This is a genomic window from Massilia putida, from assembly GCF_001941825.1.
Taxonomy (GTDB): domain Bacteria; phylum Pseudomonadota; class Gammaproteobacteria; order Burkholderiales; family Burkholderiaceae_D; genus Telluria; species Telluria putida.
On sequence record NZ_CP019038.1, the window covers coordinates 2,913,777 to 2,929,045 of the forward strand.

The window sequence follows — 15,269 nt, forward strand, 5'->3', positions numbered from 1 at the left end:
GCTGTGATATAAGGATGGCCCCATGAATGCTGCCTTCTTCGCAATCGTCGGCGCCCAGTTCTTTTCGTCGCTGGCGGACAGCGCCCTGTTCATCCTGTGCGTGTCGCTGATCGCCACACTCTCTTTTCCGCAGTGGATGACGCCCTTGTTGAAGATGGGCTTCGTCCTGTCGTACATCGTGCTGGCACCGTTCGCCGGCGCCTTCGCCGACCGCTTTCCCAAGGGCCGCGTGATGCTGCTCACGAACACCGTCAAAATGATCGGCTGCTCGCTGATCCTGGCCAAGGCCAATCCCCTGCTCGCGTACGGCATCGTGGGTCTCGGTGCGTCCGCGTATTCGCCGGCCAAGTACGGCATCCTGGCCGAAGTGTTGCCGCCGCGCCGGCTCGTGGCGGCCAACGGCTGGATCGAGGGGACGACAGTGCTGGCCATGATTCTCGGCACCGTGCTGGGCGGCGTCATCTCCGCCAATCCGCGCGCGATCGCGTGGCTGCTGCATCTCGCGCCGCCATGGCAGGCCACGCCCGTCGGCATGGCGGTGGCCGTGATCGTCATGACCTACCTGCTCGCGACCCTGCTGAACCTGCCCGTGATGCACGCCGGCGCCCGCCCGGCCGACGCGCGGCGGACGCTGCCCGCGCTGCTCGGCGATTTCTACCGCTGCAACCGCACGTTGTGGCAGGACCGCGAAGGCCGCATCTCGCTCGGCGTCACGTCGCTGTTCTGGGGCAGCGGCATGGTGCTGCAGGTGCTGCTGCTGACGTGGGCGCAGAACGTCCTCGGCCTCACGCTCGACCGCGCCGCCGCGCTGCAGGGCGTGTTCGCGCTCGGCGTCGTACTGGGCGCCGCCATCGCCGGCAAGGCCGTGCCGCTCGTGCGCTCGCTGGCCGTGATGCCGCTGGGCGCCGTGATGGGCGCCGGGCTGTGCGCCATGGTCTGGGTGCATTCCGTGCAGGCGGCGCTGCCGCTGCTGCTGGCGATCGGCATCCTGGCCGGGCTGTTCGTCGTGCCGATGAACGCGATCCTGCAACATCGCGGCCACCGCCTGATGAGTGCGGGCCAGTCGATCGCCGTGCAGAACTTCAACGAGAACCTGGCCATCCTCGCGATGACGTCGAGCTACGCGCTGGCCCTGGAAGCGAAGCTGCGGCTCGATACGGTGCTCGTGTTGCTGGGCATGCTGATCGTGCTCGTCACGGTGGCCTTGCGCCGGATGTCCGGGGCGCGCGGCGACTGACGGTGTCCGCCGGGAGTGTCCGTTTCGTGTCCGTTCACGTGTCCGCCTGTCCGACCGTATCGAACGCGCCACGCCCAACCGTATGTATCAATCTTGTTACAAATCAAACGGCGTAATGGCTGAAAGGCAAGACTAGAATATTTTCCTTCTTTCAACCATGAATGCAGGGTAAATATGATACGTTTCCCGATCGGACTGGCGGCGCTATGCCTCACCATGTCGGCAATCGCGGCGGAACCTTTCGACGACAAATTCCGCCAGCTCGACGAATTGCTGCCGACGCCGACCACCATCCGCACCGCTTCCGGCGCCCCGGGGCACGCGTACTGGCAGCAGCGCGCCGACTACGCGATCCGCGCCACCCTGGACGAAGGCCGGCGCGCCATCAGCGGTGTTGAAACGATCACGTATCACAACAATTCGCCCGACACCCTGTCGTACCTGTGGGTCCAGCTCGACCAGAACATCTATAAACGCGATTCCGACGCGCGCATGACGGCCACCGTCCCCTCGCGCGACGCCTGGGCCAAGGCGCGCGGTCCGGAAGACGGCTATAAATTCGACGCCCTGCGCTCCGTGCTGGAAAAGAGCACGTTCGACGGCGGTTTCAAGATCGCCGGCGTGAAGGACGCGGGCGGCCGGCCGCTGCACGTCGTCATCAACCGCACGATGATGCGCATCGACCTGCCGCAACCCCTGAAGCCGGGCGCGAAGCTCGCGTTCTCGATCGAGTGGAGCTACAACATCAACGAGCAGAAGGTGCTCGGCGGCCGCTCCGGCTATGAAAAATTCGACGAGGACAAGAACGATCTGTTCGAGATCGCCCAGTGGTTCCCGCGCATGGCCGCGTATTACGACGTGACGGGCTGGCAGCACAAGCAATTCCTCGGCACCGGTGAATTCACGCTGGAATTCGGCGACTACGACGTGCAGCTGACCGTCCCGGCCGACCACATCGTGGCCGGCACCGGCGAGCTGCAGAATGCGGGCGACGTGCTGACAAGCGCCCAGCGCCAGCGCCTGGAGCAGGCGCGCACCGCGACCAAGCCCGTGATCATCGTCACGCAGGCGGAAGCAGAAGCGAAGGAAAAGACGCGCGCCAGCGGCACGAAGACGTGGCACTTCCGCGCGAAGAACGTGCGCGATTTCGCCTGGGCGTCGAGCCGCAAATTCATCTGGGACGCGCAGGGCTTCAAGAAGGATGCGACCAATGTGCTGGCGCAGTCGTTCTATCCGAAGGAAGGCAACCCGCTGTGGGAAAAATACTCGACGGCCGCCGTGATCCACACGATCGCCGAGTACAACAAGTATTCGTTCGACTACCCGTACCCCGTCGCGATTTCCGTGAACGGCCCGGTGGGCGGCATGGAATACCCGATGATCTGCTTTAACGGCCCGCGTCCGACCAAGGACAAGAAGACGGGCGAGCTCACGTACTCCAGCCGCACCAAGTATGGCCTGATCAGCGTCGTGATCCACGAGGTCGGCCACAACTACTTCCCGATGATCGTCAACTCCGACGAGCGCCAGTGGACGTGGATGGACGAGGGCCTGAACAGCTTCCTGCAATACCTCGCCGAGCAGGCCTGGGAAGAGCACTACCCGCAATCGCGCGGCGAACCGCGCGCCATCGGCGACTACATGAAGAGCACGAACCAGGTGCCGATCATGACGAACTCGGAATCCATCGCCGCCCTCGGCTACAACGCCTACGCGAAACCGACGGCCGCGCTGATCGTCCTGCGCGAGACGGTGCTGGGCCGCGAACTGTTCGACTTCGCCTTCCGCGAGTACGCCCAGCGCTGGAAATTCAAGCGCCCCACGCCCTCCGACTTCTTCCGCACGATGGAAGACGCGTCCGGCACGGACCTCGACTGGTTCTGGCGCGGCTGGTTCTACACGACCGACCACGTGGACGTGAGCGTCGACGGCATCAGCGAATACACGGTCGGCACGAAGGATCCGGAAATCGAAAAGGCGTGGAAGAAGGCGCAGCACGAGCTTGCTCCGATCTCGATCACGGACCAGCGCAACAAGGGCACCTTGCCGCGCCGCGTCGACGCGCATCCGGAGCTGAAGGACTTCTACAACGAGCATGACGAGTTCACGGTCACGAACCACGACCGCAACAAGTACAACGAGGCGATCGGCGACCTGGAAGACTGGGAAAAGAACCTGCTCAAGGAAGGCAAGCACCTGTACCTCGTCGACTTCAGCAACCTCGGTGGCCTCGTGACGCCGCTCGTGCTGGAGATCACGCTTGCGAGCGGCAAGAAATACGTCGAGCGCATCCCGGCCGAGGTGTGGCGCTACACGCCGAAGAAGATCACGAAGCTGATCATCACGGACGAGCCGATGGTCGCGCTGACGCAGGACCCGTACTGGGAAACGGCGGACACCGACACCAGCAACAATTCCTGGCCGCGCAAGGCGACCCCGTCGCGCCTGGAGCTGTACAAGACCGAGCATGACAAGGACAACCTGATGAGAGACTTCAACGAAAAACTGAAGACCAAGGACGAGAAGGCCGACGCCGAGAAATCGGTGACGCCGAAAGCGGAATAACACAACCGCGCGTCCATGAGCGGCAACGGCGCCCACAAGGTGCCGTTGCCGTTTTCACGCCCGACATCGACATGACACGCCTACCTATCATCGCCCTGCTCGTCCTGGCCTCGGCCACCCACGCCCGGACCTTCGACGACCCGTTCCGCCAGCTGGACGAACTGCTGCCCACACCCACCGGCACCCGCACCGCGTCCGGCGCGCCGGGCCACGCGTACTGGCAGCAGCGCGCCGACTACCGCATCCGCGCCACGCTGGACGAGGCGACGCGCGCCGTCGCCGGATCGGAAACGGTCACGTACCACAACAATTCGCCGGACACGCTGTCCTACCTGTGGGTGCAGCTGGACCAGAACATGTTCCGCGCCGATTCGGACAACCGCCGCATTGCCAGCTACCCGTCGCGCGAGACGTGGAAGTCAGGCGGCACGCCGTTCGAAGCGGCCCGCTTCCTCGTCGAGAGCGCGAAGTTCGACGGCGGTTTCGACATCGCTTCCGTCACCGACCGCAACGGCCGCCCGCTGCGCCACACGATCAACAAGACGATGATGCGCATCGACCTGGCCGAGCCGTTGAAGCCGGGCGCGCGCTTCGCGTTCGACGTCAGCTGGCGCTTCAACGTGCCGGAGACGAAGGTCTTGGGGCGCCGCATGGGCGTCGAACGGTTCGATCAAGAAGACAAGAACGACCTGTTCGAGATCGCCCAGTGGTTCCCGCGCATGGCCGCGTACTACGATGCCCACGGCTGGCAGAACAAGCAATACCTGGGCGACGGCGAATTCACCCTGGAATTCGGCGACTACGACGTCGAACTGACGGTCCCGGCCGACCACATCGTGGCCGCGACGGGCGAGCTGCGGAACGCGGACGCGGTCCTCTCCACCGTCCAGCGCGACCGCCTCGCGCGGGCGCGCACGGCGGACAAGCCGGTCGTCATCGTCACGCAGCAGGAAGCGGAAGCGAACGAAAAGCAGCGTGCAAAAAGCACGAGCATCGCGACGAAGACGTGGCGCTTCAGGGCGTCCAACGTGCGCGACTTCGCGTGGGCGTCGAGCCGCAAATTCATCTGGGACGCGCAGGGTTTCAAAAAAGACGGGACGAACGTGCTGGCCATGTCGTTCTATCCGAAGGAAGCCAACCCGCTGTGGGAACAGTATTCGACGCAGGCCATCATCCACACCATCGGCGAGTACAACAAGTACGCGTTCGACTATCCCTACCCCGTCGCCATCTCCGTGAACGGCCCGGTGGGCGGCATGGAATACCCGATGATCTCGTTCAACGGCGGCCGGCCGACGAAGGATAAAAAGACGGGTGCGCTCACGTATTCGAAGAACACGAAATATGGCCTGATCAGCGTGATCATCCACGAGGTGGGCCACAACTACTTCCCGATGATCGTCAACTCCGACGAGCGCCAGTGGACGTGGATGGACGAGGGCCTGAACTCGTTCATGCAATTCCTCGCCGAGCAGGCGTGGGAAGAGCACTACCCGTCGCGCCGCGGGGAAGCGCGCAACATCGCCGACTACATGAAGAGCCGCAACCAGGTGCCGGTCATGACGAATTCGGAATCCGTCACGCAGCGCGGCAACAACGCCTATGCGAAGCCGGCGACGGCGTTGAACATCCTGCGCGAGACGATCCTCGGGCGCGAGTTGTTCGACTTCGCCTTCCGCGCATACGCCCGGCGCTGGAAATTCAAGCGCCCCACCCCGGCCGACTTCTTCCGCACGATGGAAGACGCGTCCGGCACGGACCTCGACTGGTTCTGGCGCGGCTGGTTCTATACGACGGACAACGTGGACGTGAGCGTGGACGGCATCACCGAGTACACGATCGCGACCAAGGATCCCGGCATCGAAAAGGCGTGGCGGAAGGCGCGCCGCCAGCTCGATCCGGTCTCGATCACCGACCAACGCAACGCGGGCACGCTGCCGCGCCGCGTCGACGCGCATCCGGAACTGAAGGATTTCTACAACGCGCACGACGAGTTCACCGTCACGAATCACGACCGCAACAAGTACAATGAAGCGATCGAAGGCCTGGACGACTGGGAACGGAACCTGCTGACGGAAGGCAAGCATCTGTACCTCGTCGACTTCGGCAACGTGGGCGGCCTCGTGACGCCGCTGATCCTCGAGATCACGCTTGCGAGCGGCAAGAAATACGTCGAGCGCATCCCGGCCGAGGTGTGGCGTTATTCGCCGAAGAAGATCACGAAGCTGATCGTCACGGACGAGCCCATGGTCGCGCTGACGCAGGACCCGTACTGGGAAACGGCGGACACGGACACGAGCAACAACAGCTGGCCCCGCAAGGCCACGCCATCGCGGCTGGAGCTGTTCAAGACGCAGAAAGCACAGGACGACATGATGAAGGACTACCAGGAAAAGCTGAAGACGAAGGTGGATGAGTGAAGCTGCCCCGCATCCTGATGCTGGTGTGCGCGTGCGCGTGCGTGTGTGTCAACATGAGCGCGTCGGCACATCGCTTCCACGCCGGCCTCACCGACATCAGCTACAACGAGCGCACGGGCAGCACGGAAGTCGTGCACACGTATATGGCGCACGACGTCGAAGCGATGCTGACGGAGCTATACCAGCGCCAGTTCGACCTGTCCGATCCGGACGACCAGGCCGTGCTGCGCAACTACATCGAAAAACAGTTCTGGCTGGCCGACAAGGACGGCCGCCGCCTGCCCCTGAACTGGGTCGGCGTGACGGCTGACACGGACAGCGTCGTCGTGTTCCAGGAAGCCGTGCGCACGGCCGCCGTGAGCGTCGAGACCATCCACGACGCCGTGCTGAGCGACTTCCTGCCCGACCAGCAGAACACCGTGAACCTGACGGCGAACGGCAGCCTGCGCACGTTCGGTTTTTCCAGCAACCGCGTCGAACTCCCCGTCCACTGATGCGCGTACGCCTCTTCATGCTCGCCGCGCTGTGCGGCCACGCCAGCGCCTGGGCCGACGATCCCGTGATCCAGCGCGTGCTCGTCGAGGGCGCGCGCGCGAGCCAGCTGGGCATCGCGGATTCCGCCAACGCCGGCACCGTCAACCAGAAAGAGCTGGCGATGCGCACCGTGTACCGGCCCGGCGAACTGCTGGAAGCGGCGCCGGGCCTGATCGTCAGCCAGCACAGCGGCGAGGGCAAGGCGAACCAGTTCTTCCTGCGCGGCTTCAACCTGGACCACGGCACCGACCTGGCCACGTACCTGGACGACATGCCCGTCAACCAGCGCAGCCACGCGCACGGCCAGGGCTGGACGGACTTGAACTTCCTGATCCCGGAACTGACGGCGCGCCTGGACTACAAGAAGGGACCGTATTCGGCGAGCGAAGGCGATTTCGCGTCGGCCGGCGTTGCTTCGATCACGTACGCGAACCGCCTCGCGCGCAACGTGGCCACCGTGAGCGCCGGCCGGAACGGCTACGCGCGCACGGCGCTGGCCGCGTCGAAGGAGATGGACGACGGCGTGCTGACGTATGCGCTGGAAGCCTTGCACAACGACGGGCCGTACACGCATCCGGACGACTATCAAAAACTGAACGGCGTGCTGCGCTACAGCCGCGGCTATGCGAACAACGGCTGGAGCGTGACGGCGATGGCGTATCGGGGCCGCTGGAATGCGACGGACCAGATCCCGGAGCGCGCCGTGGCGGCCGGTCTCCTCGATCGCTTCGATGCCGTCGACCCGACCGACGGCGGGGAAGCGAAGCGCTTCAGCCTCTCGGGCGTCTGGCGGCGCACGGGGCAGGATTCGGCGTCGAAGGTCAGCACCTACGTCATCCGCAACCAGCTCGACCTGTGGTCCGACTTCACCTACTTCATGAACGACCCGGTGCACGGCGACCAGTTCGCCCAGCCGGACCGGCGCGTCACGAGCGGCTTCAATGCCACGCACAGCTGGCACGTGCATCGCGGCGAAACGACCGAGTCCGACGTCACCGTCGGCGTGGAAGCGCAGAACGACAATATCTTCAACGGCCTGTATCGGACAGCCGCGCGCCGTACGCTGTCGGTGACGCGCGCGGATCACATCGTCGAGACGAGCGCCGGCGCCTTCATCGAGACCGCGACGCGCTGGAATTCCTGGCTGCGCTCGAGGGTGGGCGTGCGCGCGGACGACTACCGGTTCCGGGTACGCAGCGGTGGCGTGGACAATAGCGATTCGCTGGCCAGCCCGTCCGCCAACCTCGTGTTCGGACCGTGGCGCCAGACCGAGTTCTACGTGAACTATGGCGAAGGCTTCCACAGCAACGATGCGCGCGGCACCATGACGGCAGCGGGTCTCGTGCGCTCGCGCGGCATGGAGCTGGGCCTGCGGACGGAAGCCGTCCCGAAAATGCAGACGGCGGTCTCGCTGTATCGCCTGGACTTCGACTCCGAGCTGACGTACGTCGGCGACGAGGGCACGACGGAAGCCGGGCCGCCCAGCCGTCGCGTCGGCATCGAATTCTCGAATTACTATAAACCGTATAAATGGTTGTCGGTCGATTTCGACGCCGCTTACGCGCATGCGCGCTCGCGCGGCGTCGCGCCCGGGCGGGACCGTATCCCCGAAGCGATCGAAGGCGTGGGCCAGCTCGCGCTGACGGTGAGCCAGTTGGGGGCCTGGGAAGGTGCGCTGCGTCTGCGCTACTTCGGCCCGCGGCCCCTCGTCGAAGACGACAGCGTGCGCTCGCGTGCCAGCACGACCCTCAACGGCCGCCTGGGCTACCGCGTGAACCGCGACCTGCGGCTGGAACTGGAAGGCTTCAACCTGACGAACCGGCGCGCGTCGGCAATCGATTATTACTATGCGTCGCAGTTGCGAGGCGAAGCGGCGGCGCGCGAGGACGTGCACTTCCACCCCATCGAATCGCGCTCGTTCCGCCTCACGCTCGTCAAGAACTGGTAATGGCGGGCGCCGTCACGACCGCGCTGAAAAAGTGCTAGGCTAACGGGATGACAACACCGCAACCACCTTATACCGATCCGGCCCGCATCGTCGACGCGCTGCGCGGCGACGGCTACGCCCTGCTGCGCCCGGCCGACGTGGCGCAACTGACCGGCTGCTCGCTCGACGAACTGATGGCACTGGCGCCGAGCTGGGAACGCCTGGAACTCGACAACTACCTCAAGGACGGCGGCCGCTATCGCCGGCGCCGGCATTCCTGCTTCGTCGACAGCGGCGACACCCTCACGCAAAGCCCGCACCGCGCGCACTGGCAGCCGGTCGAGTACAACGCCCTGCACGGCGGCATGCACCGCCTGTTCGTGCCCATCGAGCCCTCCACCGTCGAACAGCCGGCGTGGACCAGATTGCTGCGCGCACTGGGCGCCGTGTGCTCGCAAGCGCGCGGCCCGCAGACCTGGTACGTCGAAGCGCACCAGTTCCGCATCGATACGGCCGACGGCATCGGCCGCCCGACGCCGGAAGGCGCGCACCGCGACGGCGTCGATTTCGTCGCCGTCATCCTGATCGGCCGTGAGAACATCAAAGGCGGCGAGACGCGCGTGTTCGAAGCGCACGGGCCCCGGGGCCAGCGCTTCACGATGACAGAGCCGTGGACCCTGCTGTTGCTGGACGACGCCGCCGTCATCCACGAATCGACGCCGATCCAGCCCGTGGGCCCCAACGCCCACCGCGATACGCTCGTCCTGACCTGGCGCGCCGGCGCCTTCCAGGGCGACGACGCCGAGACGACGGGCGCCTGAGCCCTCGCACCGCGCGGCCATGACGGCCGCCGTCGTGCACGCCTGCGAATGTTAGCGCCAGACACCTACAGATAAAAAAAAGCCCGCATCCTTGCGGTGCGGGCTGAATCCAGATTTTCGGAGAAAAACTGGAGGAGACAGTTCCAACTATATTCCTATTTTTTGTGCACCGCAATACAGTAGAACTACTATATGTAGAGGATGACCTCTATAGCGGGAACTTACGTACCGACGATACGAAATCCAGCACGTTTTTGCGGCATTGCGGGAAAGACCTGTTCCAGACGCTGATCGCCTAACATTAAATGTTCTTCAGAAATCTGCGCTAACACCGAACGAAAATCGGTTGTGACGGGCAAATCGCGGCCCTCGTTCAGTTTCGCGTCGCCGACCCCTTCCCACTCGCCGTACACCTTACCTCCACGCACTTTTCCGCCCAGGACCCACATCACGTTGCCGTGGCCGTGGTCGGTGCCGCCGTTACCGTTCTCGCGCGCCGTGCGGCCGAATTCCGACATCACGACGACGACCGTGTCGTCGAACAGCGGACCGAGCCGTTCGGCCAGCACCGCCAGGCCCTGCCCCAGCGGCGCGAGGCGGTTCGCCAGCTGCCCCCCCGCCGCGCCCTGGTTCGCATGTGTATCCCAGCCGCCCAGCGAGACGAACGCCAGCTGGATCTTCGGGTCGTTGCGCATCAGGCCGGCCAGGCGGGCCGCGTCGTCGGGAAAACCGTTCGGCAGCGGCGCGCCGCGGTCGGCGGCCTCCATCTCGCGTTTCATCTCTCCCTTTTCCAGCGCTTCCATGACTTCCAGGTGCGCCGCGCGCCCGTCCGCGTACGCGCGCCCGAAGCGCGGGTGATTGGCATACAGTTCGTCGAAGGCGGCCTTGACGGCCGGGCGGTCGAGCAGGTCGGCGCGCGCCGCGCCCGCGACGTTCGGCAGGTTCACGGCGGCGGCCTGGCCCGACAGGATGCGCGGCAGCACGGGGCCGATGCCCAGCAGCCGGCTGGGCGCCTGCGGGCCGGGCAGCGCGGCCACGAGGCGGTTCATCCAGCCGTCCGGCGTGCTCTTGCGGCCCGGCGTCGCCGATTCCATATAGTCCTGCGCGTCGAAGTGGGAGCGCGTCGCATCCGGCGAACCGCTGGCGTGCACGAATGCCAGCTTGCGTGCCCGCCACAGCGGCTGCAGGCTGGCCAGCGCGGGATGCAGGCCGAAATAGCCGTCCAGATCGAGCGCCCCGCCGTCCATGCCGGGCGCCGCGAGACCGATCGTCGGGCGCAGGCGCAGATAGTTCTCGTCGCCGACGGGCGCGACGACGTTCAGGCCGTCGACGGCGCCGCGCAGCATCACGACGACGAGTTTCTTGCCGGTCGGGCTGGCGGCGGGCCCGCCGACGGCCCAGGCGCTGCGCCCCACGGGCAGCAGGATGCCGGCGCCCAGCGCCAGCGCGTTGAGGAAGTGCCTGCGATGCATGTCGTTCTCCGCGGTGGAATCAGCGCTGCATGAAATCGGGACTGCCGAGCAGCATGGCCGCGCGCAGGTTGTCCGGATTGCGCTGGACGATGGCCTGCGTGCGCGCCGAGATCGATCCGGCCAGCGTCGCCTGCAGGCGGGCCGGGTCGAGCGGCACGGGCTTCGGATCGACCGGCGCCGCCACCGGCAACGGCACGACGTCGCTCCCGGCCATATTGGGCTCCATCATCGCCGGCCGCGCATCCGCCGGCAAGGTGGCCAGCGGCAGCCTGCCGCCCGCCAGCGCCGTGGCGAACGCGATGCGCCGCGTCAGCGCGTCCGGGTTGAGCCACGCGTCCTGCGTGTTCTTGTACCCGTCCGGCGTCTGGCAGCCGTACAGCGGCATGCCCAGCTGGTTCATCGTGTTCACGAGCGGTCCCACGTTCGCGACCGGGGCGCCGCTGGCCCGGACCGCCGAGACCACGTACTGGTACGGCGTCTTGAACTTGGCGCCGACGGTGCCGGCCGCCATAAATTCGCGGCTCGCGAACAGCGTCGCCAGCACGGCGCGGATGTCGCCCTGCGATGCCAGCCACGTCGCCGCCATCCGGTCGACGAGGGCTGGCGGCGGCTCGTCGCTGACGAAGTACTGGGCCAGCTCGCGGCTCACGTGGCGGGCCGTGGCCGGATGCATCGCCAGCACGTCCAGCGCGTATTCTCCTTCCTGCTGGCCGGCGGGCGCGATGGCGTGCCCGAGCCAGGTCTTGGCGCCGGCGTCGTGGCGGCCGGCGTCGAAGCGGAACGTCTCGCCCGTGCTGGCCAGACGGCGCTGGTCGAACGTCCAGCCGGTCAGCATGCGCGCCAGTTCCGTCACGTCGCGCTGCGTGTAGCCGCCGTCCGCGCCCAGCGTGTGCAGCTCCATCAGTTCGCGCGCATAGTTTTCGTTCAGGCCGCGCGCCTTGCCCTTCGGGTCCGGCCGCGGCGCCGACGACACGACGTTATCGAGGTAGAACAGCATCGCCGGATGCTTGGCCGTCGCCCCCAGCAGCGCGCGGAAGGAACCCAGCGCGTACGGGCGGATCGCGTCGCGCTCGTAGCTCGTCACGAGGGCGCGGTCGATGCCTTTGCCGGCGAACACGTTGAAATGGTTGTACCAGAAGTCGACCATGACTTCTTCCAGCTGGCGCGGACTCTCGACGGCCCGCAGCAGCCGCGCTTCGGCGGCCTGGCGCGCCACGCGCATTTCGGTCTGGCGGCGGCGCTGTTTCGCGCCCTCGTCGTCCAGCTTCACTTCGCGGCGCAACTCCAGGAATTCGGCCAGCGAGTCGCCGGCGCCACGGTTGACCGTGTCCAGCGCGGCCAGGCGCGCGCTCAGGTCGGCCGGCAGCGGGATCGTCTCGGGATGCAGCTGCTCGTCGATCCAGCGCTGCACGCCCATGTTCGCCACGCGCTCGACGTCGCCGGGACGCGGACCGAACGCCAGCCGGTTCAACACGTGCAGGGCCTGCGCCTGCGCATCCGGCGCGGGCGCGGCCGCCGATGCGGCGCCCGTCGCCATCAGGACGACAGTCAGCAGGGACAGCGTTGCGCGGTGGATCATGATGAACACTCCTCGTTGACTGACATTTAACCGTGAATGGATGAGCAAGAATATCGATACGACGTTTCAATGGTAAGGATTTGTAACGGGCTGTTCTGGCCCTGCGGTGAAATAATGCTCACAAAAAAACCACACGTGGGCATGCATCTGCATACAAATTTTGTAACAGCTGCTGACAGGCACACGAGTCAATCATAGCCTTTTGCTACGCGGATACGGCTCACCAGCTTGTCTGCGCGACAACGACAACTCACAAAGTGGGAGATATGATGACTTGGTTACGCAAGGCAACCTGGCTGGGCGGTCTGTGCGCCGCGGCCGGCACGATGTCGCTGGCCCAGGCCCAGACGGCGACTGACGACAGCGGTTATCGCAGCACCCAGACGTTTCGTTCGTTCCAGGCCGCGGGCGGCGGCGAAGAAGACCGGCCGACGGTCATGGGCCGCCTCGAATGGCTCAAGGCGCGTTACGGCGCGACCCGCCCCGCCGACTTTTCGCGCCGCATCGCGCAGGAATGGGCGAAGCAACGCAACACGTATCCCCAGCTCGCACCCGGCGCCACCCCGCCGGCCGGCGTGCCGCAATGGCAGTCGATCGGTCCGACCCGCGCCGTCAAGACCCAGAACGACATCCAGCTGAGCGTCACCGACAGCGGCCGCCTGCGCAACATCCTGCCCCACCCCTCGGACCCGAATACGGTCTACCTGCTGTCGTCGTCGGGCGGCATCTGGAAGACCAGCAATTTCGAGTCGCCCTATCCCACCTGGACCCCGATCACGGACAAGGTCATCACGACGAGCGGCGGCGCTGCGGCACTCGGCCGCAGCCCGCAGACGCTGTACTACGGCACCGGCGATCCGTTCGACGGCATCCCCCTCGTCGGCGGCGCGATGCTCAAGACGACCGACGGCGGCAACACGTGGTCGCCGTTCGTCTTCCTCGGCAATTCCGGCATCATTACGGACGTCAAGGTGGATACCCGCGGAACGACCGACGTCGTGCTGGTGTCCACCGACACGGGCGTCTATCGCTCCGCGGACGGCGGCAACACCTACACCCAGGTGCTGAACGCCGGCCGGGCCTGGAGCCTCGCGCGCACCAGCACCGGCTGGCTGGCGACGGTGGCCGCCAGCGGCTACTACAGCCCGGCCACGCTGTACTGGTCGGGCGACGGCATCACATGGTCGCCGCTGTCGGCGCCCAACCTGACCGGCGGCGCCGGCCGCATCACGCTGGCCGTCGGCGCGCCCGGCGACAGCGTCGTGTACGCGTACGCCGCCAACTCCTGCAGCGCCGGCTGCGACCAGAAGGATTTATACCGTTCGGCCGACGGCGGCTACACGTGGACGGCGCTGGGCCTGAACAGCAAGGCTCCCGTCAATCCGAACGAAGAAAATCCGACCATGGCATTGATGGGCGGCCAGGGCTTTTATAACCACATGATCGTCGTCGACCCGAGCGACCCGACGCGCAACACGGTCTACCTGGGCGGCCAGCTGAACACGGGCAAGACGACGGACGGCGGCAAGACGTGGCGCCTGATGACCAACTGGCTCGCCCAGTTCGGCCTGCCGTATGCGCACGCCGACCATCACACGGCCGTGGTCTCGACGGCGGGCGGCAAGAAGCGCGTCATGATCGGCACGGACGGCGGCCTGTTCCTCAGCTACGACGAGGGCAAGACGTGGACCGACCAGAAGAACACGGGCCTCGTCGACCACCTGATCTACTCGATGGCGACGTCGGGCTCGGATCCGAACATCGTGCTGATCGGCCTGCAGGACAACGGCACGCGCATCCGCGTGGGCACGACGAGCGTGTTCAACCAGAGCTTCGGCGGCGACGGCTTCGGTGTCGGCTGGAGCCAGTCGAGCAACGTGACGGCCCTCGGCAGCTATGTGTACGGCTACATCTATTACGCGCAGATGGATCCGAACATTCAAAAGAAATGGACCGATCCCGCGTTCGACGACGCCACCTGCACGTACAACGGCATCAATGCCTGCAACGCCTACTTCGTGACGCCGATCGCGACGCCGTCCGCCCAGGCCGACCCGGGTGGCAAGACGTATTTCACGAACACGGCGAGCCTGATCTACCGCACCGACGACGCCGGCGCCTCGTGGAAGCCCATCTTCAGCGGCAACACGACCGCGACCTACATCCGCGGCGCCTCGCACAGCGTGGCCGTCAGCCCGATCGACCTGAACCACGTGGCGGCCGTGTCGCCAGGCGGCCGGGTCCTGATCACGGCGGATGGCGGCGCGACGTGGAAGCAGCGCAGTACGCTCGTGCCGGGCCACGTCGGCTACAACAGCAGCGTTGCCTGGGCCAATAACTCGGTGCTGTACGTGGCGTCGGAAAATCCGTTCGGCCAGAGCGTGTGGGTGGTGAAATCGACGGATGGCGGCGCCACCTGGGCCGCGGCCGGCAACGGCTTGCCGAACGTGCCGATCCAGAAGCTGTTGGCGGCGCCGAACGATTTGTCGGGCAATACCGTGTACGCGGCCACCTGGCTCGGCGTGTACCGCACGACGAACGGCGGCATCAGCTGGAGCCAGTTCGGCGCCGGCCTGCCGACGGTCGAAGTGAGCGACCTGTACATGCCGGCGGACGGCAGCTTCCTGCGCGCCTCGACCTATGGCCGCGGCGTGTGGGATCTGTCGCTGCGTTGATTTTTGCTCACCCAAAAAGAAAACCGGCGCGAGCCGGTT

At 65.9% G+C, this 15,269-nt stretch carries 9 protein-coding genes; 7 read left to right on the plus strand and 2 right to left on the minus strand.

Annotated elements, in window-relative coordinates; translation table 11 throughout:
- Positions 1–22: 22 nt before the first annotated feature.
- The 6 genes from lplT (at position 23) to BVG12_RS15205 (ending at position 9,504) form a co-directional block, all read left to right on the plus strand.
- Positions 23–1,237 (plus strand): lysophospholipid transporter LplT, encoded by a 1,215-nt coding sequence (lplT, locus tag BVG12_RS15180; RefSeq protein ID WP_075793128.1) that lies wholly within the window; start codon positions 23–25, stop codon positions 1,235–1,237.
- A 174-nt stretch (positions 1,238–1,411) separates the two neighbouring features.
- A complete protein-coding gene (locus BVG12_RS15185) occupies positions 1,412–3,802 on the plus strand; it encodes a M1 family metallopeptidase (RefSeq protein ID WP_075793129.1) in 2,391 nt (796 codons plus the stop codon).
- Between the two features lie 71 nt (positions 3,803–3,873).
- Entirely contained in the window at positions 3,874–6,222 is a 2,349-nt protein-coding gene (locus BVG12_RS15190; RefSeq protein WP_075793130.1) for a M1 family metallopeptidase, read from the plus strand.
- On the plus strand, positions 6,219–6,716 hold the full coding sequence (locus BVG12_RS15195) for a DUF6702 family protein (RefSeq protein WP_229503889.1): 498 nt from the start codon (positions 6,219–6,221) through the stop codon (positions 6,714–6,716). The genes BVG12_RS15190 and BVG12_RS15195 overlap by 4 nt, the downstream gene beginning before the upstream one ends.
- Positions 6,716–8,704, plus strand: coding sequence for a TonB-dependent receptor (locus BVG12_RS15200; RefSeq protein WP_075793131.1), 1,989 nt, complete (start codon positions 6,716–6,718; stop codon positions 8,702–8,704). The genes BVG12_RS15195 and BVG12_RS15200 overlap by 1 nt, the downstream gene beginning before the upstream one ends.
- 47 nt (positions 8,705–8,751) lie before the next feature.
- A complete protein-coding gene (locus BVG12_RS15205; RefSeq protein WP_075793132.1) occupies positions 8,752–9,504 on the plus strand; it encodes a 2OG-Fe dioxygenase family protein in 753 nt (250 codons plus the stop codon).
- A gap of 221 nt (positions 9,505–9,725) precedes the next feature.
- Here the strand turns inward: BVG12_RS15205 and BVG12_RS15210 are convergent, their stop codons facing one another.
- Together BVG12_RS15210 and BVG12_RS15215 are read right to left on the minus strand one after the other, a co-directional pair.
- Positions 9,726–10,976: a DUF1501 domain-containing protein gene (locus tag BVG12_RS15210; RefSeq protein WP_075793133.1), complete on the minus strand. Its 1,251-nt coding sequence runs from the start codon at positions 10,974–10,976 to the stop codon at positions 9,726–9,728.
- A 19-nt stretch (positions 10,977–10,995) separates the two neighbouring features.
- A complete protein-coding gene (locus tag BVG12_RS15215; protein ID WP_075796382.1) occupies positions 10,996–12,555 on the minus strand; it encodes a DUF1800 domain-containing protein in 1,560 nt (519 codons plus the stop codon).
- Between the two features lie 269 nt (positions 12,556–12,824).
- On the opposite strand from BVG12_RS15215, the gene BVG12_RS15220 reads away from it, so the two are divergent.
- The gene (locus tag BVG12_RS15220; protein ID WP_156895648.1) at positions 12,825–15,230 is read left to right on the plus strand and encodes a WD40/YVTN/BNR-like repeat-containing protein; all 2,406 of its coding nucleotides are present in this window, start codon (positions 12,825–12,827) and stop codon (positions 15,228–15,230) included.
- The last annotated feature ends 39 nt before the right edge of the window (positions 15,231–15,269 follow it).

What these genes read in the sequence shown, in the direction of transcription:
- lplT (WP_075793128.1), top strand. Translation starts at nt 23, where the DNA reads ATGAATGCTGCCTTCTTCGCAATCGTCGGCGCCCAGTTCTTTTCGTCG.
- BVG12_RS15185 (WP_075793129.1), top strand. Translation starts at nt 1,412, where the DNA reads ATGATACGTTTCCCGATCGGACTGGCGGCGCTATGCCTCACCATGTCG.
- BVG12_RS15190 (WP_075793130.1), top strand. Translation starts at nt 3,874, where the DNA reads ATGACACGCCTACCTATCATCGCCCTGCTCGTCCTGGCCTCGGCCACC.
- BVG12_RS15200 (WP_075793131.1), top strand. Translation starts at nt 6,716, where the DNA reads ATGCGCGTACGCCTCTTCATGCTCGCCGCGCTGTGCGGCCACGCCAGC.
- BVG12_RS15205 (WP_075793132.1), top strand. Translation starts at nt 8,752, where the DNA reads ATGACAACACCGCAACCACCTTATACCGATCCGGCCCGCATCGTCGAC.
- BVG12_RS15210 (WP_075793133.1), bottom strand. Translation starts at nt 10,976, where the DNA reads ATGCATCGCAGGCACTTCCTCAACGCGCTGGCGCTGGGCGCCGGCATC.
- BVG12_RS15215 (WP_075796382.1), bottom strand. Translation starts at nt 12,555, where the DNA reads ATGATCCACCGCGCAACGCTGTCCCTGCTGACTGTCGTCCTGATGGCG.
- BVG12_RS15220 (WP_156895648.1), top strand. Translation starts at nt 12,825, where the DNA reads ATGACTTGGTTACGCAAGGCAACCTGGCTGGGCGGTCTGTGCGCCGCG.